At 60.3% G+C, this 25,558-nt stretch carries 20 protein-coding genes; 4 read left to right on the top strand and 16 right to left on the bottom strand.

The window, feature by feature from the left end; translation table 11 throughout:
- Positions 1–116 precede the first annotated feature (116 nt).
- From FE782_RS28990 to FE782_RS28970, 5 genes are all read right to left on the bottom strand, one after another.
- Entirely contained in the window at positions 117–1,766 is a 1,650-nt protein-coding gene (locus tag FE782_RS28990; protein WP_138197847.1) for a response regulator transcription factor, read from the bottom strand.
- Positions 1,763–3,514 (bottom strand): sensor histidine kinase, encoded by a 1,752-nt coding sequence (locus FE782_RS28985; RefSeq protein ID WP_138197846.1) that lies wholly within the window; start codon positions 3,512–3,514, stop codon positions 1,763–1,765. Before FE782_RS28985 ends, FE782_RS28990 begins: the two co-directional genes overlap by 4 nt.
- 84 nt (positions 3,515–3,598) lie before the next feature.
- Positions 3,599–5,152: an alpha-L-rhamnosidase-related protein gene (locus FE782_RS28980; protein ID WP_138197845.1), complete on the bottom strand. Its 1,554-nt coding sequence runs from the start codon at positions 5,150–5,152 to the stop codon at positions 3,599–3,601.
- A 114-nt stretch (positions 5,153–5,266) separates the two neighbouring features.
- Positions 5,267–7,567: a 5-methyltetrahydropteroyltriglutamate--homocysteine S-methyltransferase gene (gene metE, locus FE782_RS28975; RefSeq protein WP_138197844.1), complete on the bottom strand. Its 2,301-nt coding sequence runs from the start codon at positions 7,565–7,567 to the stop codon at positions 5,267–5,269.
- 111 nt (positions 7,568–7,678) lie between these two features.
- Complete coding sequence (locus tag FE782_RS28970) at positions 7,679–8,581, bottom strand: LysR family transcriptional regulator (RefSeq protein WP_138197843.1); 903 nt, start codon at positions 8,579–8,581, stop codon at positions 7,679–7,681.
- 202 nt (positions 8,582–8,783) lie between these two features.
- Here FE782_RS28970 and FE782_RS28965 point away from each other — a divergent pair, with 202 nt between their 5' ends.
- On the top strand, positions 8,784–9,836 hold the full coding sequence (locus FE782_RS28965; RefSeq protein ID WP_138197842.1) for a family 43 glycosylhydrolase: 1,053 nt from the start codon (positions 8,784–8,786) through the stop codon (positions 9,834–9,836).
- Between the two features lie 44 nt (positions 9,837–9,880).
- Here the strand turns inward: FE782_RS28965 and FE782_RS28960 are convergent, their stop codons facing one another.
- From FE782_RS28960 to FE782_RS28935, 6 genes are all read right to left on the bottom strand, one after another.
- Entirely contained in the window at positions 9,881–10,711 is an 831-nt protein-coding gene (locus FE782_RS28960; RefSeq protein WP_138197841.1) for a carbohydrate ABC transporter permease, read from the bottom strand.
- Positions 10,708–11,574, bottom strand: coding sequence for a carbohydrate ABC transporter permease (locus tag FE782_RS28955; RefSeq protein ID WP_138197840.1), 867 nt, complete (start codon positions 11,572–11,574; stop codon positions 10,708–10,710). Before FE782_RS28955 ends, FE782_RS28960 begins: the two co-directional genes overlap by 4 nt.
- A gap of 84 nt (positions 11,575–11,658) precedes the next feature.
- Positions 11,659–13,029 (bottom strand): ABC transporter substrate-binding protein, encoded by a 1,371-nt coding sequence (locus tag FE782_RS28950; protein WP_138197839.1) that lies wholly within the window; start codon positions 13,027–13,029, stop codon positions 11,659–11,661.
- A gap of 151 nt (positions 13,030–13,180) precedes the next feature.
- On the bottom strand, positions 13,181–14,662 hold the full coding sequence (locus tag FE782_RS28945) for a response regulator (protein ID WP_138197838.1): 1,482 nt from the start codon (positions 14,660–14,662) through the stop codon (positions 13,181–13,183).
- Between the two features lie 12 nt (positions 14,663–14,674).
- Positions 14,675–16,423 (bottom strand): sensor histidine kinase, encoded by a 1,749-nt coding sequence (locus tag FE782_RS28940; protein WP_138197837.1) that lies wholly within the window; start codon positions 16,421–16,423, stop codon positions 14,675–14,677.
- A gap of 38 nt (positions 16,424–16,461) precedes the next feature.
- Positions 16,462–18,540: an alpha-L-rhamnosidase-related protein gene (locus tag FE782_RS28935; protein ID WP_138197836.1), complete on the bottom strand. Its 2,079-nt coding sequence runs from the start codon at positions 18,538–18,540 to the stop codon at positions 16,462–16,464.
- 82 nt (positions 18,541–18,622) lie between these two features.
- Here FE782_RS28935 and FE782_RS28930 point away from each other — a divergent pair, with 82 nt between their 5' ends.
- Both FE782_RS28930 and FE782_RS28925 read left to right on the top strand, forming a co-directional pair.
- Positions 18,623–19,507, top strand: coding sequence for an AraC family transcriptional regulator (locus FE782_RS28930; RefSeq protein WP_138197835.1), 885 nt, complete (start codon positions 18,623–18,625; stop codon positions 19,505–19,507).
- A 102-nt stretch (positions 19,508–19,609) separates the two neighbouring features.
- Entirely contained in the window at positions 19,610–19,939 is a 330-nt protein-coding gene (locus tag FE782_RS28925; RefSeq protein ID WP_138197834.1) for a LysM peptidoglycan-binding domain-containing protein, read from the top strand.
- Positions 19,940–20,038: 99 nt separating this feature from the next.
- Here the strand turns inward: FE782_RS28925 and FE782_RS28920 are convergent, their stop codons facing one another.
- The 5 genes from FE782_RS28920 to FE782_RS28900 all read right to left on the bottom strand — a co-directional run bounded on the left by FE782_RS28920 (position 20,039) and on the right by FE782_RS28900 (position 24,068).
- Positions 20,039–21,079 carry a Gfo/Idh/MocA family protein gene (locus FE782_RS28920; protein ID WP_138197833.1) on the bottom strand — a complete coding sequence of 347 codons (1,041 nt, stop codon included), beginning with the start codon at positions 21,077–21,079 and terminating at the stop codon, positions 20,039–20,041.
- 92 nt (positions 21,080–21,171) lie between these two features.
- On the bottom strand, positions 21,172–22,335 hold the full coding sequence (locus FE782_RS28915) for an acyl-CoA dehydrogenase family protein (RefSeq protein WP_138197832.1): 1,164 nt from the start codon (positions 22,333–22,335) through the stop codon (positions 21,172–21,174).
- Positions 22,336–22,418: 83 nt separating this feature from the next.
- Positions 22,419–22,784: a hypothetical protein gene (locus tag FE782_RS28910; RefSeq protein ID WP_138197831.1), complete on the bottom strand. Its 366-nt coding sequence runs from the start codon at positions 22,782–22,784 to the stop codon at positions 22,419–22,421.
- A 131-nt stretch (positions 22,785–22,915) separates the two neighbouring features.
- Positions 22,916–23,257 carry a DUF1904 family protein gene (locus tag FE782_RS28905; protein WP_138197830.1) on the bottom strand — a complete coding sequence of 114 codons (342 nt, stop codon included), beginning with the start codon at positions 23,255–23,257 and terminating at the stop codon, positions 22,916–22,918.
- A gap of 10 nt (positions 23,258–23,267) precedes the next feature.
- Positions 23,268–24,068, bottom strand: a complete 801-nt coding sequence (locus FE782_RS28900; RefSeq protein WP_138197829.1) for a polysaccharide deacetylase family protein — start codon at positions 24,066–24,068, stop codon at positions 23,268–23,270.
- 158 nt (positions 24,069–24,226) lie between these two features.
- Between FE782_RS28900 and FE782_RS28895 the strand changes: the two genes are divergently transcribed.
- Positions 24,227–25,537, top strand: a complete 1,311-nt coding sequence (locus tag FE782_RS28895; RefSeq protein ID WP_138197828.1) for a BaiN/RdsA family NAD(P)/FAD-dependent oxidoreductase — start codon at positions 24,227–24,229, stop codon at positions 25,535–25,537.
- Positions 25,538–25,558: the final 21 nt, after the last annotated feature.

The raw sequence follows: 25,558 nt of genomic DNA, 5'->3' as shown, positions 1-25,558 counted from the left end.
GTATAAAACCGGGGGGATTCCGCGTATATTTCCAAGTCTTTAGGTTCCTTATCTTCCGTTTGTGCATGTGCGGCAAGGGGCAAGAAGCAAAGGGCCTCCCGGGCGGGCGGCTCCCGTCAGCCGCGGAACTCCTGCGGCGTGACGCCCACATGCCGCTTGAAGTATCTCGTGAAATACGCCGCCGTGCCGAAGCCCATCCGCTCCGCCACTTCGTGAATTTTATAAGGCGTGTGCAGCAGCAGCTCCTTCGCCTTCTCGATCCGTTGCTCGGTAATCGTATCCGAGATGTTTTTCCCTGTGTATTGTTTATACAGATTAGATAAATACGACGCGTTCATGAAGACGAGATCCGCGAGCGTATCGAGCGACAGGTCCTCCGACAGGTGGTCTCGGATATAGTGGTTGAGCTTCCCGATCACGCGATGCGTGCGCTCGTCCTGCATCGACTTGCGGCGGGCGAACAGCTTCTCCGCGGTCGACAGCAGCGCGCGGAGCGCCTCTTCCTTCGACCGGTGCGCCGATAGGTCCAGTAAGCTTTGCAGCTCTTGGACGGACGCCGACGTCGACGGCTCGTCCAGGTGCGCCTCCAGCTTGTTCTGCTGCTCGAGCAGCAGGACGGCGACGCTGAAGTACGCCTGGGCGTACAGGCCGAAGCGGTTCGGCAAGCCGCGGAATACGTCTTCCGCGACGCGGCGAAACTCTGCCTCGTCGTTCGCCTCGAGACATCGCTCCAGCTCCGCGACGCTTCGGCGATACCGGTCGGAGCCGCCGGAGCTTTCCTCTTCGGCGCAGGAGGAAATGAGCATCTCTTCCCCGCTTCCGAGACCTAGGATCATCGTCCGCTTCATTCGGCCGTACGCCGCAGCCATGCGGCTCCATGGCTCCGGCGACCCGGCGCACACCAACGAGACCGGCAGCTTGAGGACGTCGCGGCAAGCGGCCTGCACGCTCTCCATCGTCGCCAGCGCATAGCGAAGCGTGTCCTCCCAGACGTCCTTGTCCGGAACGGCCGGCTCCATGGCGTCGGCTTCCGCGGCGTCGGTTTCCGGTCTCGGTTGGATGAGCCACGCGAATTCGCCCCCCTCGAGCAGAATCGGCAGCAAGCGCACCTGCGACAGGTATTCCTCCGAAATGTTCTGGATCGCGTACATCAACAACGCTTGCTCCGCGAAGCCGTCGTCTTCCCTCCAACGGTCGACGCGTCCGCCGACGAGCAAGGCCGGCTCCTCCGCCGACAGGTCGCTTCTCAATTGCTCGAGCTTCGCGGGACTCGGCGCATGCGCGCCCGTCTTCGGGTCCGTCAGCTCGTAAAACCATTCCTTCCGCAGCACCGGCAGCGCATGCTGCAGCTGCGTCTTCGCGCGCAGCAGGAATCGGTCGTTCTCCGCTTCCTCGCGGATCGCTTCGATGGCGGCGCGGACGCTGCGCACGATCGCCTCGTCGCCCTCCGTCTTCAGGATATAGTCGACCCCGCCGCCCCGTATGGCCTGCTGCGCGTATTGAATATGGCCGTAGCCCGTCAGGAAGATCACCTTGCACCGCGGCCAACGGCTCGCGATCCACCGCTGCAGCTCGAGGCCGTCCATGCCCGGCATCTGAATATCGCTGATGACGATATCCATCCGCGTCCGAGTCAGCCGCCCGATCGCGTCCTTCGCGGAAGTAGCGGTGTAGAGCTCTAAAGGAAATTCCTCGATCTCGGATAGCATATCGTATAGCCCGTCGACCGTGTACGGCTCGTCGTCTACGATCAGCAGCTTGATCATCCGGCGTTCTCCTCCCAGGGGATTCTCATTTCCACGCTTAATCCTTGCGGTTCGGCGGGACGGAGCCGGAGCCCCGCGTTCTCGCCGTATTTGATCCGAAGCCGGCGGTGCACGTTAACGAGTCCCGTCGTCTCGATCGCGTCGTCCGATCGATCCAGCATCGCTTGCAGCTCCTCGGCGAGCTCCGGCGTCATCCGATCGCCGTTGTCTATCACCTTGACGCGCAAGACGTCGTCGATCAACTCCGTGACGACGACGAGTCGGGCGTCGCTTTCCTTTTTCTCGAGGGCATGCTTGTACGCGTTCTCGATGATCGGCTGCAGCACGAGTCTCGGCACGAGGACGGCGCCCGCCCCCTCGGGCAACGGCTCGAACGCGGCTTGGATGCGATCCTCGAACCGAATCGACTGGATATCCATATAAGTCTTGGCGTGCGCGGCCTCCGCCTCGTACGGCACCTCGTCCATGCCGTCGCGGGTAATGTATTGGAAATATTCGCCGAGATGCTTCGTCAGCGGCACGACGTTATCGAAGTCTTTGCGCTGCGCCATCCGATACAACAAGAAGTATGTATTGTACAAGAAGTGCGGATTGATCTGAGACTGCAGATGGCGCAGCTCGGACAGCCGGGCGCGGTACTGCTGCTCGTACACTTCGTGGACGAGGACGTTCAGCTGCCGTACGGTCGCGTTGAATTGATCGTAGAGATAGCCGAACTCGTCCTGGAACGAATAGCGCAGCTCGACGTTGAAGTTGCCCTGCTCGAGCCTGCGGAACGCTTGCATGAACGACTTCAAGGGGCGATGGATCATACGATAGATGCTGTAGGAAAAGGTGATCACCAACGCGACGGACGCCGCCGACAACACGATGAGCCAGCGCTGGGAATCGCGAAGCGGCGCTTCGATCTGCTCCGACGGCACGAACATGCTCATCGTGACGTCCAGCCGGTCGGACGCTTGCTGGGAAAGCAAGTAAGAGACGCCGCCGACCGTAACGGTCCGCGCCTCGCCGGAGGCGGAGACGCCGAGCCGCTCCAGCTCCTTCCGGAGCGCCTGCGCCCGATCCGCCTCGAGCCCGCCGTCGACCGTCCACGGGATGCGCCGGCCCGTCAGCACGGCGCCGCCGCCCTCGCTCGTAAACCGCTCGAGCGCTTTCGTCAGCTCGGCCTTGGACACCTCGACCGCGACGACGAACAGCGGCGTCTTCGCCGTGCCCGCATCCGGATACGGCACGCTGATGAAGAGGCGGCCGTTCCATTCGAGGAACGGAGATTCGTATAGGTTCTTGATTTGGAGCAGCGCCTCGAGCTGATCCCGCTCCAGCTCGGTAATGGCCGTCACTTCGGAGGAGATCGTCCGGTCGAGCGACGGAATCATCGCGAAAGCGCTCCGGACGAAGACGCTCGATTGGCGAAGCAGGTCGATCCGATGCTTCACGCGCAGCACCGCCTCCGTCCGCTCGATGTCCGTCATGACCTCGTGCGCGACGCTCAGCTCGAGCAGGTCGACGTCGTTGACGAACTCTTGCATGAGGCGGATCGTGCGGTCGAAGTCGACGTCCAAAATTTCGGTATATAAATTTACGCGGGACATGAGCGAATTCCCGATTTCCGCCCGCACATGCTCCGCTCCCGAACGGTTCATCGTCAAGCCGATGTAATAGATCGGCCCTAACGCGAGCAGGAAGGCGAGGACGAGCTTCGGGAAGATGCGCAAAGACTTCAGCCATCGGAACGCGAGTTGCATGCTGCGAATACGCCCTTTCCTTATCGAATCTATAGAAGCGGAAAAAGACCCAACCCCGCGTCGGGTTTTGGGCCGGAACTTCCTTTATTTCGTTCGGTTCCAGTACTTGCGGATGAAATACGTCGGCGTGCAGCTCCAGGCGTGGCAGTAGCTGTTGATCAGATTGCTGCCGTACGGGGAAAATTTCTTGTCGTTCGGGTTATACAGCTCCCAGAACGTGTCCGCCCCGTCCCGCATCATCTCGCCCCAATACGCCCGCATCTCCGCCCAAGCCTTGTCCGACTTGCCGCATTCGAACAACGCTTCGATGTAATGGTGGTACATGTACGGCGTGTTCATGCCGACTTCGGGCGGGTTCGCGAACAAGCGGTCGAACAACGCCGACGCTTCCGCAGGCGCAAGCACCCCGCCCAGCGTCATCCATACCTGCGACGCCCACGACACTTGCGCGTCCGCACCGCTGACGAAGACGCCCTGTTCGGCATCCCAGAGGCGGGACATCGCCGCCTCCGACGCAAGATGCGTCGTCTCCGAGATCCAAGCGGCCGCTTCGCCGTCGCCGGCCGCTTCCGCGAGCGCGAGCCCCCGCTTCAAGCAATAAATCAGCACCGCCTGCGCGGATGCCTGCTTATTCAGATCGCCCTGCCAGTCGATGAAGCACCACCAGGACGGGTCGTCCGTCACGACGCCGCGCTCGTCCAGCCGTTCCGCGCCAAGCTTCAGCTGCCGCAAGGCGATCGGCCACAGCGCCGCCAGCGCTTCGCGGTCGCCGGTCGCCTCGTAATAATCGTGCAGCGTCGCGACGAAAAACAGGGAGTAGTCGTACAGCCGCGTATCGTCGACATGCGGATGCGGCTTCTCGAAGACGCAGGCGCCGACCGCCCCGCTCTCGAGCGGCATGCCGCCGAATAAGTACAAGCACCGCTTCACCACGTCCCGATCTCGGAAAGTGACGTAGTTCGCCTGCGCCTGCAGCCGCAGGTCGCCGATCCACAGCCGGCGGTCCCGCTTCGGACCGTCCTCGTACACCGTCTGCATGCAATCCTGCAACGTCTTGACCGCGATCCTGTCCATCGCGGCCAGATCGTCCGGCACGCCGTCCGGAAGCGGCGGCACGTTCGAGACGTCGGCCGACGTGACCGCCGCGCATCGGAAGTCCGCGAACCGCGCCCGGTATTTCGGCGAAGCGTCGACGACCGTGACTTTCATATATCGGAAGCAATACCTTCTCGGCAGCGTCACGGCGGCCGGCAGGACGTCGAGGTACATCGTCTCCTCCTGCAGCCAGGAGCTGCTCAGCCATCCGTCGTATTCGGCGAAATTCTCTCCGATCTCGCACGGCATCTCGCCGAAGACGAGCTTCAGCTTCAGCGGCGCGTCCGGCGGGCTGCCGACCGCTTCCGCGGCGAACGAGACGTAGCCGACCTGGTGGTCGCCGAAGTCCAAGACGAAGCTCTCGCCCTTCCCGAACGCGCGTCCGGAGAGGCCTTCGTAGTCGCCCGCCGGCTCCATGCGCCAGCCTTGGAACGCGTCCGGATCGGGGACGGCGTCGACCAGAGCGCGAGGCGCGATCTCGGCTTCCCGAAGCTTCGGCGTCAGACGTTCCGCTTCCGTTACTAGTGTCTCATTGATCGGCATGGAGACTCCCCTTTTCGCTAAAGATCTTGTGGTGTCTTCATTATAAAGAGGGGGCGGAACTTGTGTATACGACGTTTTCTTTGGATTCCTTGTCTCTTCTTTTTGGATTGCGGATCAGACGCCCCAGGCGGTCGCGGACGCATACTTCGCTCTGGCGATCCGCGCCGCTTCGATCATATGGCGCAGCGACTCCATCGTCTCCTCGAGGCCTCTCGTCTTCAACCCGCAGTCGGGGTTGATCCAGAACAGCTTGGGGTCCAGCGCGCGCAGCGCGCGGTCGATCAGATCCGTCATCTCCCGGACCGCCGGGACGCGAGGGCTGTGAATATCGTATACGCCTAGACCGATCCCCTTCGCGTACGTGTTCGTCTCGAAGCTTTGAATCAACTCCCCATGGCTTCGCGACGTCTCGATCGAGATGACGTCCGCGTCCATCGCCTCGATCGCGTCGATCATGTGATGGAATTCGCAGTAGCACATATGCGTGTGGATTTGCGTCTCGTCCTTCACGGTGCAGGTAACTATGCGGAACGCCTCGACCGCCCAATCGGCGTAGGCGGATCGGTCCTTCGCTTTGAGCGGAAGCCCCTCCCGGATCGCAGGCTCGTCGACTTGGATCATGCCGATCCCGGCCCGCTCGAGCGCCTCGACCTCCTGCCGAAGCGCGTAGGCCAGTTGGTAGGCGACCTCCCTGCGCTCGAGATCGTCGCGAACGAACGACCAATTCAATATCGTAATCGGCCCCGTCAGCATCCCCTTCACGGGGCGTGCGGTCAACGACTGGGCATACGTCGTCTCTTCGACCGTCATCGCCTGCCGGAACGCCACGTCCCCGTAGATGATCGGAGGCTTGACGCAGCGCGACCCGTAGGACTGCACCCAACCGTTCTGCGTAAACGCGAATCCCTCGAGCTTCTCGCCGAAAAACTCGACCATGTCGGTGCGTTCGAATTCGCCGTGTACGAGCACGTCCAACCCGATGTCCTCCTGCAGCTTGACCCAGCGCTCGATCTGCTCCCGAATGAAACGTTCGTACCGTTCCCGGCTCCACGCGCCGCTCCGAAATCGGCTCCGAGCCTGCCGGACGTCCGCGGATTGCGGGAAGCTGCCGATCGTCGTCGTAGGAAGCAGAGGCAGTCGCCACCTCGCTTGCTGCGCGGCGTAACGTTCCGGGAACGGCCGGCTCCGGCGCGCCTCGGTTTCGCGAATCGCGGCCACCGCCCGCCGCACGTCCGTTCGGCGGCGCGCGCCGGACAGCGCCAGCGCCGAGGAAGCGCGGTCGTAATCGCTCAGCCCCGCTTCCGCCTGCGGACTCCGACCGGAGAACGCCTTCGTTATGCGCGCGAGCTCGTCCAGCTTCTCGTCCGCGAACGCCAGCGCGTCCCGAAGCTCCGCGGGGAGGCGCGTCTCCCCTTCGACCGAGATCGGAACATGCAGCAAGCTGCAGGACGTCTGTACCACCAACCGTTCATGAGGCGCGAAGTCGGCGAGCGTATCCAGCAGCGCGAGCCGGTCGCGAAGCGGCGTCTTCCAAATGCCTCGGCCGTCGATGACGCCCGCGCCCAACGTCTTGTCCGCCGGAAACCCGTGCGCCCGCATCGCCGCCAGATTGCCGGAGCGTCCGTGCACGAAGTCGAGTCCGATGCCCTGCACCGGAAGCGCGACGATATCGGCGTACCGCTCGACCGACTCGAAATACGTCTGCAGCATGACGTTCAGCTTCGGGGCCGAAGCGGCGAACGTCGCATAGATCGACTTCAACCGCTCGGTATCGGCTTCGTCCAACGCGGCGACGACGATCGGCTCGTCGATCTGAACCCATTCGACGCCTTCCGCTTCCAACTCCCGCAGCACTTGCACGTACAGCGGGACAAGGCGGTCGAGCCACCGGTCGAGCTCCTCGGGGGCGTATCCCTTCGACAGCTTCAGGAAGGTGAGCGGACCAAGGAGCACGGGCCGGCCTTCGATGCCGAGCGACTCCTTCGCTTCCCGGTACGCTAGAAGGGGCTTATTCTCCGTCAGCGCCGGCGACGCTCCGTCCAGCTCGGGGACGATGTAGTGGTAGTTGGTATTAAACCACTTCGTCATCTCGCAAGCCGCCGCGTCTTCCGTGCCCCGAGCCATGCCGTAGTACGCCGACAGCGGGACGACGCCGCCCTCGTACGGGAAGCGGCTCGGCACGAGACCGAACATCGCGGCCGTATCGAGCACATGATCGTAATAACTGAAATCGTTCACCGCAATGAAATCGATGCCCTTCCGCCGCTGCTTCCGCAGCCGGTCGAGCCGGATCTCCCGCAGCCGGGCGTGAAATTCCGGCTCCTCCAGCTTCCCCGCCCAATACGCCTCCAACGCCTTCTTCCACTCTCGGCCCGCGCCGATCCGCGGATACCCTAACGCGCCGCTCTTCGCCATGATTCCCAAACTCCTCTGCTGGTTGTTACCAACAACGTATCATGACCGATCCGCGATCGGGTAACTGCTAAATGCTATTCCTAGCTATAGCCTAAAGCTATAACGGTGAGTTTATTGAGCGATCGCCCGCTTCAAACACTCGACGTACGCCGCTCCGAGCGTCGATAACGACGAGTTCCGGTGCGCGATCCACCCGACGCGGATCGTCTCTTCGCAATCCAGCGGAACGGGGATAATCTCGTTGCCGTTCAGATCGGCGCTCAGCACGCCGGTCGAGATGGTGTATCCGTTCAGGCCGATCAACAAGTTGAAGAGCGTCGCCCGGTCGCTGACGCGAATGCTCTTCGGATGGGTCATCGTGCTGAGAATCTCTTCCGAGAAATGGAAGGAGTTGTATTCTCCCTGCTCGAAAAACAAATACGGGTATCGGCTTAACTGGTCGATCGTGACGATCGACTGCTTGGCCAACGGATTATGAACGCTGATGAAGATGTGCGGCCTCGCGACGAACAGCGTGTGGAACTGCAAATTCGCGGCCCTCAGCAGCTTCTCGATGACCTTCTCGTTAAACTCGTTCAAATACAAGATGCCGAGCTCGCTCCGGAAGCTCTTCACGTCTTCGATAATGTCGTACGTCTTCGTCTCCCGAAGCGAGAGCTCGTACTCCTCCTGTCCGTGCTCCTGCACGAGACTGACGAACGCGTTCACCGCGAACGCGTAATGCTGCGTCGAAACCGAGAAGTGCTGGGGAGACGGTTTCTTATTCAAATACCGGCTCTCCAGCAGCTCCGCCTGCTCGACCACCTGCCGAGCGTATCGCAGAAACTCCGCGCCGTCGCCGGACAGCCGGATCCCCTTGTTGGACCGCTCGAAAATCGCGAAGCCGAGCTCGTCCTCCAACTCCTTGATCGCATTCGATAAGCTCGGCTGAGAAACGAACAGCCGCCTGGCAGCCTCGTTCATGGAGCCGTGCTTCACGATGGCGATCGCGTATTTCAGCTGCTGGATCGTCATTCGACGCCACCTCCTCGCTGCGGGTAATACCGCGTTTCTCCTCAAAATAGCACGCGCCGAGGATCGAAACAAGAACGCTCACCTTCCAAACAGAAGAAAAGAAAACCAAACAATGTGAAATATACAGCCGCCCGGCGCCGTATTATGATGATTTTGCATAACGGCAGTACGGCATAACGGATCATACGAGGGGGACGGAACGATGACTTATCGCAGCATTCGACCGGGACAAACGTGGTTGGATACGGAGGGCAAACGAATTCATGCGCACGGCGGCTCCATTCTTCATGTCGACGGCACCTTCTATTGGTACGGCGAAAACAAGGAAAAATCCGCGCCCGGCAGCGGCGTCTGGCACTGGGGCGTCCGCTGCTACGCGTCGAAGGATTTGTACAACTGGGAGGATCGAGGGCTGATCATTCCGCCCGAGCCGGACGATCCGGCATCCTCCCTGCATCCGTCGAAGCTCGTGGATCGCCCGCACATCATTTATAACCGATTTACGAAAAAGTACGTCTGCTGGCTGAAGATCATGCAGCCGGACGCCTCTCAGAAGTCGACCGTACTGGTCGCCGACGACATCCTAGGCCCTTACACGATGGTAAGGGACGGCCTCAAGCCGCTCGGCATGAGCGCCGGCGATTTCGACTTGGTCGTCAATCCGAGCGACGGCAAAGCGTATTATTACTTCGAACGCGTGCACAGCGAGATGATTTGCGCGGACTTAACCGACGACTATACGGATGTCACCGGATATTATTCCACCCATTTCCCGCAGCCGCATCCGCCGTACGTGCGGGAGGCGCCGGCGCATTTCTTCCGCGACGGCTTGCATTATCTCGTGACCTCCGGCACGACCGGGTACTTCCCGAATCCGTCCGAGGTCGCTTGCTCCAAGCTGTATCACGGTCCGTTCGAGGTGCTGGGCGATCCGCATGTCGGCGACGACTCCAGAACGTCCTTCGGTTCCCAGATCTGTTCCGTATTCAAGCATCCGCACAAGAAGGATCTGTATATCGCGTTGGCGGACCGCTGGGTGACCGAACATACGCCGGGCAACCCGAGGACGTACGAAGAAGCGGCGGATGCGTTCGATCGCATCTTCAATCCGAACCGAGGACTCGATCCGACGGTCGATCACTTCCAGCCGGTCGATACGACGAAGGCGGATTACGTCTGGCTGCCGTTCCGGTTCGACGGGAAGATGGCGTATCTCGACTGGAAGGACGAGTGGCGCGTCGAGGACTACGAGTAAAAAAAGGGACCTCCGGGCTTTAGCCGCCCGGAGGTCCTTTCCGTTCATCCTTTCACGGAGCCGGCCGTCATGCCGGCGACGATTTTCTTATTAAAGAAAATGAACAACAGGAGCGGCGGAATCGTAATGAGCAAGATGTTCATAAATAACAGGTTATATTGAGAAACGAACTGGCTCATGAAGTTATATAAAGTCAATTGAACCGTCGCGTTTTTCGAGCCCGGGAAGAAGTACAGCGGATTGGTGAAATCGTTGAAAATCGTAACGGACGACGTCACGACGATCGTGGCCGTCACGGGCTGCAGCAGCGGCAAAATCATGCCGAAAAACAATCGAAAGCCGCCGCAGCCGTCCATGATCGCGGCCTCGTCGATCTCCCGCGGAATGCTCGCCATGAAGTTCCGGTACAGCAGCGTCGCGAACGAGATGCCCAGCGCCACCTCGACCGAGACGATCCCGGTCATCGTCTTGAACAAGCCGATGCCGTCGAGCACCCAAATCGTCGGTACGATCGACGGCGGGATAATGAGGCCCGCGAGCACGAAGAACGTGATCCACGGCGTAAACCGGTCCTGCCTGCGCTGCATGACGAAAGCCGCCATCGCGCAAACGAACACCAGGACGACGATCGATAAGACCGTTAATGCCGCACTGTTGTAGAAAGCCCGCACCAGCATGAAATCGCGGGCCGTAACGACTTCTTTCACATTGCTCCACAAGTGAATGGAAGAAGGCCAGTCGATCGTCAGCTCGGACGCTTCCTTGCTATCCTTCAAGGCGTTCACGAAGACGAAATAGAGCGGCACCCAAAAGATCGCGACGGAAAGCAGCACCGCGACCGCCTCGATTCCGAACGTTCGCAGTTTCCGGCTCATAGATCCACCTCTTTCCGGTTCAAGTACATCGTCAGCGGGTAGACCAGCAGCGTGACGAACAGGAATAAGATCACGTTGCCCGCGGTGGACAGACCGTAAAACCCGGCTTGATACTGCTTATAAATAATAGAGGCGATCAAATCCGTCGCGAAGCCCGGACCGCCCTTCGTCATCGTCCAGATCAGGTCGAAGGAGCGAAGGCCCCCGATGAACGCGAGGATGATAACGGCGTTCGTCGCCGGCCGGCTGAGCGGTACGATGATGTTCCAAAACTTATCGAACGCGTTGCCTCCGTCGATCTGCAGCGCTTCGGAATACTCCTCCGGGATGGACATGATGCCGGCGATGTAGATGACCGTCGCGAACCCGACGCCCTTCCAGACGTCGACGAGCGCTACGGACAGCAGAGCGATCCGAACGTTCCCGAGCCAGTCCGGACCGGGAATGCCGACGGCGGCAAGCGCTGTATTCAACAACCCCTGCGTCGGGTGCATCATCATGCCGAAGGCGATCCCGACGGCGATCGTGCTCACTAACGTCGGAAAGAACACGACCGATCTCAAATACCCTTTCGTCTTGAGGCCGCTCGTGAGGAACACCCCGAGCAGCAAGCCGAGGACCACTTTCAAGCCGCACGTAACGACCGCGTACACGAAGGTGTTTCGGAAGCCGATGCTGAGCGACTGCTCTTGGAAGAAGGTCGCGAAGTTTTGAAATCCGATGAACTCCCATTCCGCCAGCGTCCACCTCGTCATGCTGAAGAAGAAGGACATCACGGTAGGCAGAATGAAGATGACGAGGTAGATGACGGCCGCCGGAATCAAAAAATAATAGGAATAGGTCCGCTTGACGACCTTGTTCATCTTTTTCCCCCCTCAACGCTTGTAGGATAGGTTCGGCCCCGCGCCGACGCGGCAGGGCCGAACGCGAATCGTCGATTCCGTCGATTACCAGCCTTCAAGCCCGAGCTGCTGCGCTTGCTTTTCCACGTCCTTGTCGTACATCGCCGCGGCGTCCGCGGCAGATCGCAAGCCGGAGCCGACCTCGACCGTAATTTGCTCCAAGTTCGGACCCTTGATCGGAGATAAAAATTCCAGAGCCGGAGCCGTCCGGTCGTTCTCGAAATACGGCAGCATATCCAAGATGACCTGCGGCGTGTCGTCCGGCATGACCGCGCCTTTGACGACGTATGGCCCGGAAGGCTTCGATACCTTGGAGAGCGCCGCGATGCCTTCGACGGAGGCGACGAACGCCGCGAACCGCTTCGCTTCTTCGATATGCTCGCCGTTCTTGTATACATAGGCGGCTCCCGGCATCCATACCGTAAGGCCGTTCCGGTCCGCGGAATCGCCCGGCTGCGCGAAGAAGCCGATGTCGTCGATCTTGTCCGGGCTGTTCTGCACGATGGCCGGTACGGCGAACGTGAGCATCGGGTAATGCGCGCCTTGGCCTTCCGCGAGCATCTTCAGACCGCCGTCGTAGGTCGTCGCCAAGAAATCCTTGTTCATATAACCGACCGTCTCCTCCAGCTTCTCGAAGCTTCGCAGCGCGGCGGGCGTCGACGCGTATTTCGCCTTATTGGCGGTATAATCGTCCGCGAACGTCGGAACCTGCGCCTGCACGTTGTAGTAATCCGCAAGCATGATCAGCTGGGACGTCCAGGTCTCCTTATAAGACCCTATAATCGGCGTCATGCCGGCCGCTTTGATCTTATCGTTGTTCGCCATCAGCTCATCCCAGGTTTTCGGAACGGACAAGCCGAGGTCGGCGTAAATTTTCTTGTTATAAAACCAGCCGCCGCCCATGGTCGAACCGACCGGCGCGCCGTAAATTTTGCCGTTGAACGTGACGGTCGGCTTGAACGAATCGACGACGTCCGCTTGGAACGGCTCGTTCGTCAGGTCCGCCATATTGAGCTCCGGGTTCAACGCTTGCATTAACGAACCGGAGTTGTAGAAAAATACGTCGTTCATATCGCCGGTCGCCAGGCGCGTCTTCACGAAGTTGTCGCCTTCGCTGCCTTGCGGACGCGTCTCGTGTTCCACCGTTACGTTCGGGTATTTCGCCTGGAACGCTTCGATCAACGCTTTCGCGCCGGCCACCGCATCCTGCGTATTATCCGTCAGCAGCGAGATCGTGACTTTCTCGGCGGGTGCCGCGTTATCGGAAGGCGTCTCCGCCGTCGTTCCGTTCGGATCGGCGGCAGCGCTTTCATTCGGCTCCGAGGTCGTCGCCGCCCCCCCGCCGCATGCCGCCAACAAGCTGCCGAACAAGGTCAAACAGATAAGCCCTGTGCCGAATCGTTTCGCCTTGCGCATAGGATATCCCCCTTTTCGTTATCCAACGAGGTTTACATAAGGGCCCGGGTTCCCTGTACGCTCATTATAAAGCGGCTCGCCCTCGTTTCGGCACTGCCGCATTTTATGGATTCGCGTACGTTTTTTTTGGGAGGGGGAACGCGGAAGGGGATCACTTCGGATCCCCTCCTCCTTCCTTGTATTGTCCGGGAGTCGTTCCCGCGTATCGCTTGAACACCTCCGAGAAGTGGCGATACGCGCGATAGCCGACTCGTTCGCTGACCTCGTTCACCTTGAGGCCTTGCCCGAGCATCCGCTTCGCCAGCTCCATGCGGGAACGCGTTACGTATTTGATGTACGTCTCGCCCATGACCTCCTTGAACAACACGCTGAAATACGAAGCGTTCATGCCGACGTGCCCCGCGACCTCTTCGAGCGACAGATCGCGAGACAGGTTCCTGTCGATGAACGACATCGCTCGATCCACCGCCGCATGCTTCGTCGTTTCCCGCCGCTCCGACGAGGAAGCCGCGATGCGCTCCATTCGTTCGCGAAACCATTCATGCACTCTGCCCCTCGTAAGCGCCTCGCGGATTTCGACGTGCGGAAGGAACGGCTCACCGCCCTCCGCCGCTTCCCCCTCCTTGGAAGCCTCCATGGCGAAGTACAGGAGCTTCACCATTTCGCGTTCGGCCACATCCGGCCCCACCTTCTCCGACTGCAGCCAAGCGAGGAAGCGGTCCACCTGCTCCATCACGCCCGCGATGTTGCCGGCGCGCATCGATAGGATCATGGCTTCCTCTCTCTCGGTCAACCCTTCGGGCGACGTAATGAGCTCCCCCAGTTCCTCGAAGCGCAGCAACCCGCTCGCATCGAGGAAACAAGCGGAGCGAAGCGCGCGCTTCGCTTCCGAGAAACTGAAGACCGCTTGCGCCGGGTCCGCGTATGTCCGTCCCGCGCCGACGGCGATGTCCTCCCGCTCGTCTTCCTGCGCAAGTCGTTCCCAGAACGCGTGCCCGGGATCGATAAAGTGGAACACGACCGCGAACCGCTCCTCCCCGACCCGCACGTAAACGGTACGATACTCGGGCTGTTCCGGCACTTGGAACTCGCCGCAATAGGCGAGGACGGTCACGCCGACGACGTGATCCGCTTGAGGACCGAAGGGCTCCCGCCATTTCTCGTCCTCGCCGAGCAGCAGTAAATCCGACGTCGACTTCTCCAACAACTCCCTTTTGCCGTCCTCCCATCGCCGCTTGTACGACGTCGTTTCCTTCTGCTCGTTGATTCTGCCTACCGCCTTGCCGATCGCCCGCTCGATCGACGGCACGGTGATGGGCTTCTCCAAATAATCCGCGACGCCCAATTGGATCGCGCGCTTGACGTAATCGAATTCGTTAAAGCCGCTGAACACGATGCAGTACGTCTCAGGCGCCTCCGCGAGCGCGGCTTCGATCAATTGCAAGCCGTCCATGCCGGGCATGCGGATGTCCGTAAGAAGGAGATCCGGACGTACGTCCCGGAACAAGCGCAGCGCCGACGTCCCGTTCTCGGCCGTACCGGCCAGCTCGATGCCGAAGCTTTCCCAATCCACCATCGTCTTAAGCCCCTGCAGCACGATATGCTCGTCGTCGAACACGACCGCTTTCAGCACGCCTATCTCCTCCTAACGAGTGGGTTGGAAGCGAAGTTCCACGCGGGTCCCGACGCCGACGCCGCTCGTTATTCGCAGCGCGCTGGTCGGCCCGTAATACAACGCCAAGCGTTCCCTCACGTTCGATAACCCGTACCCTTGGGCGGTCGCGGCCATATCCCGAATGCCGACGCCGTCGTCCTCCACCGCGAAGACGATAAAGTCGTCCTCCCTCTTGCCGGTGACGCGGATCGTACCTTCCCCGACCTTCGGCTCCAGCCCGTGGTAGATCGCGTTTTCGACAAGCGGCTGCAGCAGCAGCTTTAACATCTCCATGCCGAGAATCGACTCGTCGACGTCTTGAACGTACGTAAACCGTTTATTAAACCGAATGTTTTGGATCGTCAAATAATGTTCGACATGCTTCAGTTCCTTGAACACGGGGATCGTCTCTTTGCCTTTGTTAAGACTTAACTTGAAGCTCTCCGACAGCGACACCGCCATCTGCGCGATATCTTCGTTCTTCTGCAGCGTCGCCATCCAGTAGATCGAGTCCAACGTGTTATATAGAAAATGGGGTTTGATCTGCGCCTGCAGCGCCCGCAGCTCGGCCTCTCGTTCCTTGAGCACGGAGCGAATCAGCTGCTCGCTGAGTTCGGCGTTTTCCAAGGCCATCTTCTTGAACGATTCGCCGATGGCGCCGACCTCGTCTTGCGCGAACGTCTCTTGGAAATCCCGCGCTCCCTTCGTCCAATCCAACATCATCTTCTTCAGCCGGAGCAGCGGCCGCGTAATGCTGCCGGACAGAAAGAAGGAGAACGCGATCGCGACGAAGGCGATGGAAGCGGCGATCAGCGCGGTGAACGTCCCGATCTGATTCGATTGCTTCAGGAGCTCCTTGATTTCGACGATATGGAGGAACGTCCACCGGGTCGTCCCGTTCCGGAATTGGCTGACGAGGTAGCCCTCCTCCCGCAACCGTTCGACGATCGATTCCGGCTCGCCCCCCTCCGCGATCGGAAGCCCCTCGGATTCCATCGGATAGACGACTTTCGCCGACTCCCCATCGACGTCGAGCGCGAGAAACCGGCCCCCGTATTGCTCCGTTCCGGTGAAGATTTTGCCGAAGATCCCCTTGGAAATATTGATGACCAGCATCCCCACGGGCTCTCCCTTGATGCTGGCGGCATCCCGAAACAGCTTCACCGTGGAAAACGATTTGCTAGAATCGCCGAGCACGTTATCGCTGAAAAACACGACGCGGCCTTGCGCCTCGGTCGCCGTGCGATGCCATGCTTCGTTCCGAATGGCGTCCTGCTTGCCCGCGCCTTCGTAGATGCCTGCATCGTCCGTGCGTCCCAGGCAGAAGGCGTCGTAGTTTAAGTTATAGAGGCAGATCGACTCCACGAAGCTCGAATCGAGAAAGTTGCTGTTGATCAACCGCTGCATCTGAGACTGTAATCGCATCCTCAGGACGCTTCGTTCTTGCTCGGTTCGGCCGAGGCTGTACATCAGATCGCTGCGGATGTCTTCGTCGAGCACGACCGCCCGGCTCAGGTTGGAGACGTTGCGAAACAGCAAGTCCGCGACCTCGCTGGACGTTCTCAGATGATCCTCGTTCGTCCGGGCGTTCGATTCCATCATCGTATCCTTCGCGATGTTGTAGGAGACGTAGCCAAGCACGGCTAAGGGAGGCACGGAGAGCGCGATCATCGCGACGAGGAACCTTGTCCGAAGCCGACGAATGCGGTAACGGTCGAACCATCTTCGCCAGCGATCCATTATATCCGCCCGCCCCCTCTGTAAGCGTTTTTTTCCTATTATAGAGCGGATCGGTAGGAGATGCAGTAGTTTCTTCCCGGTTCGATGGTTACCTCGTAATGCCCGTCGCCGGCCGCGCGCACCTCGCCCGCGTCGCAGGCCGGAGGCTCCGCGCTGGCGATCGCGAGGGTTCCCATGCCGGCCGTGCTTTCGATTCGGATCGAGGAGAGATCCATCTCGAGGGAAATCCGGCCGCGCCCGAGCGGCAGCGTCCCTTTCATTCGGGACAAGCCGCCGAGATTCGGCGCGACCCGATACGTTTCATAACCGGGCGACGTCGGAACGACGCCGAGGAAATATTTACCCAAGAGGTAAATCGGTCCCGCTCCCCAAGCGTGGCATAAGCTCTTGCCGAAGGCGACTCCGTACATGCCGTAGTGTTCGTCGTCCGCGAGCGCCGGATCGTACTCCTCCCAGAACGTCGTCGCCCCGAGCTCGATCATGCCGCCCCAATATGACAGCAGCTCCCCGCGAACGACATCGTGTTTCCCGCTTTCGCATAGCGCCGCCAGCTCGTGAAACCGCATATACGGCGTCCGGATGCGGGGAACGCCGGGGTCGAGCATGACGTTGTCGATAACGGACCGGCGCTGCTCCGAGGACAGGTACCCGTACGTCAGCGCGAACATGCTGGCATGCTTCGTCAACGTCGGCTTCGTCTCGCCGTCGACCCTATGGTGCAGCAGTCCCCCTCGGGCATCGTCCCAGAACAGGCGGAACGTCGTCTCCTTGATTTCGTCCGCCATAGCGCCGTAGGAGGCTGCCGCTTCTTCGTCTCCCAGCCGCCCGGCGAACAGGCGCATCGCTTCCAAGCTCCGAACGAGCAAGATTTGGATCGCGCTGACGGCGCCGGTGTTTTGGAAGTCCGCCCAATCCACGAATACCCAATCCTGAGGTCTGCCCTCGAGCAAGCCTTCCTCGTTGCGCTGCTTCAAGACGAACTCCATTAAGCCGACGGCACGATCGTAATATTGACGGATGAACTCGAAGTCGCCCGTATACAGGTAATAATCGTACAGCGAAATAAACCAATATAACGAATAGTCCAGGATCGTGTTGAAGTGTCTCGTCAGCGGATCTTTGCCGCGGAGCGCGATCAGCGTTCTGCGCGTCACGTCGAGGTCGAAGAAGCTATAGTAGTTCATCAAGAATGCTTGGTAGGCGTCTCCCGACCATACCCAGCGGTCCCGCTTGATGCCGTCCAGGAAAAATTCCCTCGTGTTCAGATGCAGCGTGTACAGCGACATGTCGTAGATTCGATTTAATTTCGGATCCGAGCATTCGAACGAGCTTCGGTACGCTACCGGCACGAACTCGTACAGCATCGTGACTTCATCCCAACGAACGCCGGCGTCGGCATGAATCCATGCGTAACGGAACGCTTTCGCTTCGGCGAGGGTATAGATCCCGTTATCGCTCCGGGCGGCTGCATCGGCGGCTTCGAACCGATCGAGGCTCATGCATTCGTCCGGCGACAGCGCCTCCGCCCTCGATTCCCCGTAATAGACGCGAATCGCGCCGGAGCCCGTCACGTTATGAAACCGTAAGTACCCGAACGTCTCCCGACCGAAATCCAATAACGGAAACCCGTCGATGCGCTCCTGGCCGACAGGCTCCAACGGGGTTGTCGACAGCCGGAAGCGCGACGGGGGACATGCCGGATCGTCGAACGTCCAGGAGCCTGCGTTCTTCCATTCGTACTGGTAAGAGGTGACTTCCCAGGACGAATCGGTCCGCACCGTAGGGCCGTCGATATAGAGCGCCGGCGCTTCCGCGTCGTTGAAGACGCTAACGGTGATTTCATGCCTGCCGGCAGGCAAGGTGAACTGCGTTTCGTTCGACCGGCAGTTGTCTTTGCCGTCGAGAAACAAGGAGAATGTCCCTTCCGCGGCGATCGCGATTCGCTCCTCCCGCTCCAGGTCGTACGTATACCGGAATTGGATGTTGGAATAATGGCGGTCCAGCCGCCAGTACGCCGGGTACATGACGCCGCGCGCGCGTCGCTGCACCGACATTTTCTCATGCAACCGAATTTCGAAATCCCCGGGATACCATATCCATGTCGCATTGCCGTTCATGTGTTTGTAAACCCCTTCCGCCTCTTATACGCTCGATTGTATAATAGGCCGAAGGACGGAAACATAGGGAGAAGTGACAACCATGAGGGGGAAATATGTCTATCATTCCGATCTTTCGGAGCATTTCCAAGGCGGCTTCCCGCTGTTCGTGAATCGATGGGAGGAAGGGTTCGATCTCAGCGAACACGATCACGCTTATGTGGAGATCGCGTACGTTATGGCCGGCGAAGGCTACCATTACGTCGGCGACCGGGTCGAGAAGGCGCATAAGGGATGTCTGTATGTGCTGCCGGTCGGCACCTCGCATGTGTTCCGCCCGAGCGGCGCGTCGAAGAAGAGCAGGCTTCTCGTCTATAACGTCTGTATCAAGACGGATTTCGTGCGGGAGCTTCGGTCGTGGTTGTCTCGCTACGCGCAGCACGGCGAAGCGGCGTTCTCCGTCCTGGACGGCGAACCGGGCGCGTCGCTCGCGCTCGTCGACCGCACCATGGAGCTCGCCTCGTTCTTCGAGCGGATGCACCGCGAATTTACGGAACGGCAACCGGGCTTCGAGGCATCCGTCTTCGGAAGCCTTCTGTCGCTTGTCGTTCGCCTCTCCCGTCTTTCGCGGAGTATGGATGCGCCCGAACGATTCGGGGCGGCGCGGACGCCTCAACCGAATGTTTCCGCGATCTTGGATTACGTCCAGCTTCATTTCGCGGAACGCCTGACGGTCGAGTCGCTGGCTTCGTCGTTCGGCGTCAGCGCGCGGCACTTCCTTCGGCTGTTCCGGCAGGCGACGGGCATGGGCTTCTCGGAATACATGCAACGCCGGCGCATCGAATACGCTTGCCGACTGCTGACGGAGACGGACCTGAAAGTCGCGGCGATCGCGAAAGCCGCCGGGTACCGGGACGCGGCGCACTTCACCGAGATATTCCGCAGGCACGCCGGGACGAGCCCGAGCCGGTACCGGAGAAGCGAATAAGCGCGGCCGAACGTCGGAATTGGGCGAATGCGGAGGGCGGTTCGCCTATCGGACACATACGATATGGGGAAAACACCTTACTTATTGGAGGTCGTTCACCGCATGTTTTATACTGTGCAACCCGGCGATACGCTGTACGGCATCGCTTCCCGTTACGGCGTAACGGTCGACGCGCTCGTCCAAGCGAACAATTTGCAAGGCGGCTACATCTATGTCGGCCAACAGCTGCGAATTCCGGTCACCGGCGGCGGCGCCGGATATCCGCCCCCCTTCCCGCTTCCGATCCCACTGCCGGGCGGCCGTCGGCTCGAAGAACGCGTGGATCGGCTGGAGCGGCAGACCGCGCAGCTCGAGCGGCAGCTGAATAATCTCGATAACGAGGTCGACCGGCTGCGGCAGCGCGTCCGCCGTCTAGAACAAGGGGGACAGTAACCGGAGGAACGTCACGGCGAAAAAAAGGCGGCCGGTCCGCGCGCGGAAATCGCGCCGCGAATCGGCCGCCTTTTTTTACGATTCTGTCGGAGGACTGGACTATCCGCCGTAATACGGCTTCAAGTCGATCTTCCGCCTTGCCTTCGCGCTGTCGATCGCGCCGTATACCATCGCCATGCTCTTGATGTTGTCGCGGCAGTCGGTTTCGGCCGGCCGGCCTTCCTCCAGCGCCGCGAACATCTCGTCGAAGCAGCCTTCGTGGCCGGACCGGCCTTGCCATACGAACGGCGCTTCCACGCGCTCGTACTCGCGCATAAACTTGCCTTCTTGCCCGCCCGGCGCGACGACCTCGGCGTACGGCGCGCCGGTTCCGTCCCACATCGCCGCGCCCTTCTCCCCTTGGATGCGCCACTGCGCTTCCCAGGACGTCGGCGCGCCTTCCGCGCACCAAGAACCGCGGTACGCGAACACCGAGCCGTCCGACATCTCGAAGATGCAAATCGCCGAGGCGTCGCCCGCATACCACGATCCTGGAGGATTGAACTCATGGCAATACACCGAAACCGGATCCGCCCCCGTCAGGAAGCGCGCTTGATCGAACGTATGGATCGCCATGTCGAGAAGAAGCGGACTGTCCATCGCTTCCCGGAAGCCGCCGAAGTGCGGACCGAGGAAGAAGTCCGCGCCGGCGTACCCGACCTTGCCGATCGTCCCGTTCTTCGCGAGCTCGCGCAGCGCGCGGATGTTGGCGTTGTATCGCCGGTTTTGCATGACCGCGTACGATCGACCCGTCCGATCGGCGATCGCGATCAACTCGCGGGCGTCCGCCATCGACTCGGCCATCGGCTTCTCGCCGAGCACATGGGCTCCCCGCTGCAGCGCCGTCGAGCAGACGCCGAAGTGACTCGCGGGGATCGTTACGTCGAAGACGAGATTCGCCCCCGTCCGCTCCAACGCCTCCGCAACATCCGTGAACGTCTCGCATGCGAGGCCATGGCGGTCCGCCATCGCCTGCGCGAATTCGAGTTTGATATCCACCAAACCGACGATCTCCGCATTGTCCCTCGCCAGCGCGCCCTTCACCCAGGCGTTCGCCATATTGCCGCAGCCGGCCACTACGATCTTGTATGTATCGGTCATCTACCCTTCACTCCAATGCTCCGTGAGATGGATACGCTTCTCTCATTATAGCAAACGGAACGAACAATCACGCGAAAAACGGGACAAGGGCTTTACCCTTGTCCCGACTCGCCGAGCGCCGCCTTCGCCAGCATCGTCAACACGTTGTTGTCCATCGGCGGATTGTACAATCCGGCCCGCACGTCCCGAGCGTACCGCTCCAACGGCAGCCGCTTCGACAAGCTCGCGCCGCCGACGATCCGCATCGCCAAGTCGACGATCTTGATCGCGCCGTTCGTGACGACGTACTTCGCTAAGCCGAGGTCCGGCTTGAGCGCCGCGCGGCCTTCCTGCTCCCGGTCCCACCGGTCCGCGGTCGCGTATAAGAGGCTCCGGGCCGCTCGGAGCTCCGCCTCCATCAAGCCGATCGACTGCTGTACCGTCGGGAGCTCCCCGATCGGCGTCGTCACGCTGTTCGGCTTATACGTCCGGGCGAAGTCCAGCGCGAAGTCCCGCGCCGCGATCGCGATGCCCATGTAACAAGCGGGAATATGCAGCAGCCAACCGCCGCCGTCGTCGACTTCGACTTGCCCGAGCCGGGCGTCGCTCGAGACGAACGCGCGATCCAGGACGACGTCGTGGCTTCCGGTCGCCCGCATGCCGAGCGTATTCCACGTCTCCTCCACCGTTACGCCCTCGCCCTTCCGCACGAGGAACTCGCCGACGGCGCCTTCCTCAGGCACGTAGGCGGTGACGACGAACCGATCCAGAATCGGAGACAACGTGCTGAACGTCTTCCGCCCGGAAATCAGCCAGCCTCCGTCCGTTCGGACCGCTTCCGTCTCCGGCTTTCCGCCCCGGCTCGGACTGCCCGACGCCGGCTCGCTCGCGAACGTGTTGATCATCGCGCCGTCCCGAACGATGTCGCGGCACAGCTCGGCGAACAGCGGCTCCGGCCACTTCCGGCATTCTCGGAAGTGCATCGTCTGGCCGAGATGCCAGCCGACGGCCAGCGCCGTCGCGCCGTCGCCGTACGCGAGACGCTCCTGCAGCAGCACCAATTCGTACAACGAAATTTCGTCGCCGCCGTACCGCTTCGGAACCGTAAGCCGAAGATAACCCGCTTCGAACAGGTCGGACATGTTGTCGAACGGGAACGAGCCGTCGCGATCATGCGCTCCGGCCCTCTCCGCGAATCGGGCGGCCAGGGCGTCGGCCGCGCGGACGCGCTCCCGCTCCGCGGCGTTGCGAACGTATTGGTCGATCCATCGGATCATATGCGGCCCTCCTTGTCGTTCCTCCTCTCATTATACATAAAAAGAAAGCGGAGCCCGAACATCCGCGGCCCCGTCTTCTCCCATTATATAGTTCTATACCCTTCCGGAAGACGTCCCGTGCGTCGAATCTCCCGAATCCGCGCCAACGTCAGCCGGGAATTAGAGATAATCAACGATTCCGGTTCTTCCCCCGCGACGATGTCGTCCAAATCGGCGATGTTCGTCGTTCCCCGGAAGACGCGGAAGCGTCCTTGGAAGTTCCGGCCGGCGAACAGCACGAGCGTCGCGCCGGCGTTCGGCGAGAAGAAGCGCAGGCTCTCGATATCGTCATAGCGCGCCTCCAGGTTCCGAATCCCTACGTTGCCGCGCCACACGAATCTGCGTCCGGCGTAATTCTCTTCGCTGTATAGATAGAGTCGGGGATACGTTTGAGATATGGTCGCTTTCATTCGTCCCACCACCTTTCCCTATTACTCTATGAAAAGGAATGGTAGAAGATTGTGTCGTCGTCTCGCCCCGAAAAAAACAGGCCGTCCGCGGCGGACTTTCCGCCGGGACGGCCTGCATCTCGTTCAGCGGCTCAGCTCTCCCCTGAATCGCATGCGATGCCGTTGATATAATAAGCCGCTTCCGAATATTCCTTGAAGGCGACCTCCACTTCCGGAACGCCCGCCTGACGAACGAATCGGGTAATCGTCTCCGCCACCCGATCCCGAACGTCGCGGCCGCGCTCGAACCAAGCGACCTCCACGAACGGATACGTCTCCGTCGTCTTTCCCTCGAATACGGACGTCGTCGCCAAACGATCGATGGTGAAATTGTCCTTTCCGCAGCCGCAGACGGCGGCCAGCTCCTCCACCATCGGTTTGCTGACGGAGACGAGACGCTCGACGGCGATTCCTCTAACCGTTAATTGCGGCATCGAATGTCCCCTACCCTTCTACGCGAACGACGCGTCCCGCCGGGATCTTGAGCGGCTCGTCTTCCGCGCTGATCCACACCGGGATGGCCGAAGGATTATGGATCATGCGGCAGTCCGCGGAAAACCGAAGCCGCTCGATCGCTTGCAAATACGCAACGATCTCCGCGTTCGTCGCGTACCAGACGTCGTCGCGGCCGCCGAGCCGTTCGCCGAGACGGTCGACGAGCTCCCAGTTGTCGTCGTTCTCGAATTCGTAGCTGTGTCCCCAGATGTAGAACAGCTTCATTCTCGAATGGCGAAGCGGCGCGAGGAAGGCGTCGACGTGCTCGAGCATCTGTTTATGATGGCACGTCGGATGCCAGCGCAGCGGATCGCTCGGGATGTCGAACTTGCCGTGGCTCGCGACCGTTCTCGCATATTCGATGCCGAGGGCCGGCAGCGTCGCGACGACGCGGTCGTTATACGTGCCGAACGGATAGCTCATCCCGCGCACGGGGTATCCGACCAGCGCCTCGAGCGCTTCACGATCGGACAGGATCGTGCCGACGACTTGCTCGGGCGGAGACTGCTCCAAGAACGGGTGGTTCACCGTATGCGCGGACACCTCGTGTCCCTGATAGAGGGCGGCCACCTCTTCCGCATGAACGTATCCTTCCAGGCCGAAAAAACCGGAGTTCAGATGGAAGGTGCCTTTGAGCCCGTAAGCGTTCAGCTTCTCGACGAGCCTTCGGTCGTGGACGCGCCCGTCGTCGTAGCTGAGCGTCAGCGCCTTGGATACGCCGCCGGGAAAGCGATCGTAACGAATCCTCATGTTCGGAAATCTCCTTCGAAATTAGTAATGGGAATAATACCCTCATTTAACCATACCCTTTTCCGCGGAGTAAATAGCGTCCCGATTATGGTATAATGAACGATAACTGCGCATCGGTGCGAAAAGAAAAAACGGGATAAAGGATGCATCGACCGACCATGAACGAAGATCAGACTTCCATGCACCACAAGCTGCTCATTATCGGCGCGGGCGCGTCAGGACTGATGGCCGCCGTTACCGCCCGGGATCTGGGGATCGATACCGCCATTCTTGACGGCAACGACCGGATCGGCAAGAAGATTTCCATGACGGGCGACGGGCGATGCAACATTACGAACGAATCCACTGCGACGGAGACGGACGAAGCGGCGGCTTTATTGCGCAAATATCACGGCGGTCAGTCCGACTTCCCGCTGCCTGTGCTGCGGCAATTCGGCATCCGACAAACCATAGATTTCTTCCATGTGCTCGGGCTTCCGCTTACGCGATTGAAGGAGGGCTTCATGTACCCGATGTCGCTGCAGGCCGCGTCCGTGTTGGACATTTTCGAGCTTGCGCTGGAGGATCGGAGCATTCCGGTATACCTGAACCGCAAAGTCGTGGATGTGACCGTATCGAAGGAGCATCCGCGATTTACGATAACATGCCGAACCGAGACGGAGGAGCAGGTTGTCTATACGAGCGAGTACCTGTTTCTATGCACAGGCGGCTTGACCGGCCAGAACGCGGGTACGGACGGCTCCGGGTACGAGCTGGCCCGACGCTTAGGGCACACCTTAGTCGAGCCGGTGCCAGCCATCGTGCAATTGAAGGTGCAGTATCCGCATCTGAAGGCGTTGTCCGGCATCAAAATCCAAGGACAAGCCCATATCCTCGCGAACGGCGAAGTCGTCCGCAGCGAATCCGGCGAAATTCATTTCGCCGAATACGGCCTCTCCGGCCCGCCGATTCTCCAGCTTAGCCGGAAGGCTGCGTTCCATCTCGCCAGAGGGGATTCCGTGACCGTATCCGTCGATCTGATGCCGGGCCGCACCGAGGAAGAGGTCGTCGAATTCCTGGAGATGAACTGGGGAACCTTCGAGCACCGGAAAGTCGCGGAGTCGTTCACCGGGTTCATCCACAAGAAGCTGATTCCCGTCCTGCTGAAGGAAGCGGACATCGATCAACAGCCGGACCTGCTTTGCCAGGACCTCTCGTGGAGAACGAAGGGTGTCTTCTATAAAATATTGAAGCGATGGGACTTTAAAGTGACCGGCACCCATAGCTTCGAGAACGCGCAAGCGACGGCCGGCGGCATCGATACGAGGGAGCTCGTCGCGGACACGTTGGAATCCAAGCTCGTGCCCGGGCTTTATATGGCCGGCGAGGTGATGGACGTCGACGGCGACTTCGGCGGCTACAACCTGCAATGGGCCTGGAGCTCCGGTTATGCGGCCGCGATGGCGCTGGGGAAACACATTTTCAAATGAATCTATCGGAAAAAGGAATGC

This window comes from Paenibacillus antri (assembly GCF_005765165.1).
GTDB classification, from domain to species: Bacteria; Bacillota; Bacilli; order Paenibacillales; family YIM-B00363; genus Paenibacillus_AE; species Paenibacillus_AE antri.
Note: the sequence above shows the minus strand (reverse complement) of the source record. Positions and strands in the feature narration are given on the sequence as shown.

Coding starts and splice junctions, on each gene's coding strand:
- FE782_RS28900 (WP_138197829.1), bottom strand. CDS start 24,068: ATGAGGATTCGTTACGATCGCTTTCCCGGCGGCGTATCCAAGGCGCTG.
- FE782_RS28925 (WP_138197834.1), top strand. CDS start 19,610: ATGTTTTATACTGTGCAACCCGGCGATACGCTGTACGGCATCGCTTCC.
- FE782_RS28950 (WP_138197839.1), bottom strand. CDS start 13,029: ATGCGCAAGGCGAAACGATTCGGCACAGGGCTTATCTGTTTGACCTTG.
- FE782_RS28930 (WP_138197835.1), top strand. CDS start 18,623: ATGAGGGGGAAATATGTCTATCATTCCGATCTTTCGGAGCATTTCCAA.
- FE782_RS28990 (WP_138197847.1), bottom strand. CDS start 1,766: ATGATCAAGCTGCTGATCGTAGACGACGAGCCGTACACGGTCGACGGG.
- FE782_RS28970 (WP_138197843.1), bottom strand. CDS start 8,581: ATGACGATCCAGCAGCTGAAATACGCGATCGCCATCGTGAAGCACGGC.
- FE782_RS28935 (WP_138197836.1), bottom strand. CDS start 18,540: ATGAACGGCAATGCGACATGGATATGGTATCCCGGGGATTTCGAAATT.
- FE782_RS28905 (WP_138197830.1), bottom strand. CDS start 23,257: ATGCCGCAATTAACGGTTAGAGGAATCGCCGTCGAGCGTCTCGTCTCC.
- metE (WP_138197844.1), bottom strand. CDS start 7,567: ATGGCGAAGAGCGGCGCGTTAGGGTATCCGCGGATCGGCGCGGGCCGA.
- FE782_RS28980 (WP_138197845.1), bottom strand. CDS start 5,152: ATGCCGATCAATGAGACACTAGTAACGGAAGCGGAACGTCTGACGCCG.
- FE782_RS28965 (WP_138197842.1), top strand. CDS start 8,784: ATGACTTATCGCAGCATTCGACCGGGACAAACGTGGTTGGATACGGAG.
- FE782_RS28920 (WP_138197833.1), bottom strand. CDS start 21,079: ATGACCGATACATACAAGATCGTAGTGGCCGGCTGCGGCAATATGGCG.
- FE782_RS28910 (WP_138197831.1), bottom strand. CDS start 22,784: ATGAAAGCGACCATATCTCAAACGTATCCCCGACTCTATCTATACAGC.
- FE782_RS28940 (WP_138197837.1), bottom strand. CDS start 16,423: ATGGATCGCTGGCGAAGATGGTTCGACCGTTACCGCATTCGTCGGCTT.
- FE782_RS28985 (WP_138197846.1), bottom strand. CDS start 3,514: ATGCAACTCGCGTTCCGATGGCTGAAGTCTTTGCGCATCTTCCCGAAG.
- FE782_RS28960 (WP_138197841.1), bottom strand. CDS start 10,711: ATGAGCCGGAAACTGCGAACGTTCGGAATCGAGGCGGTCGCGGTGCTG.
- FE782_RS28955 (WP_138197840.1), bottom strand. CDS start 11,574: ATGAACAAGGTCGTCAAGCGGACCTATTCCTATTATTTTTTGATTCCG.
- FE782_RS28915 (WP_138197832.1), bottom strand. CDS start 22,335: ATGATCCGATGGATCGACCAATACGTTCGCAACGCCGCGGAGCGGGAG.
- FE782_RS28895 (WP_138197828.1), top strand. CDS start 24,227: ATGAACGAAGATCAGACTTCCATGCACCACAAGCTGCTCATTATCGGC.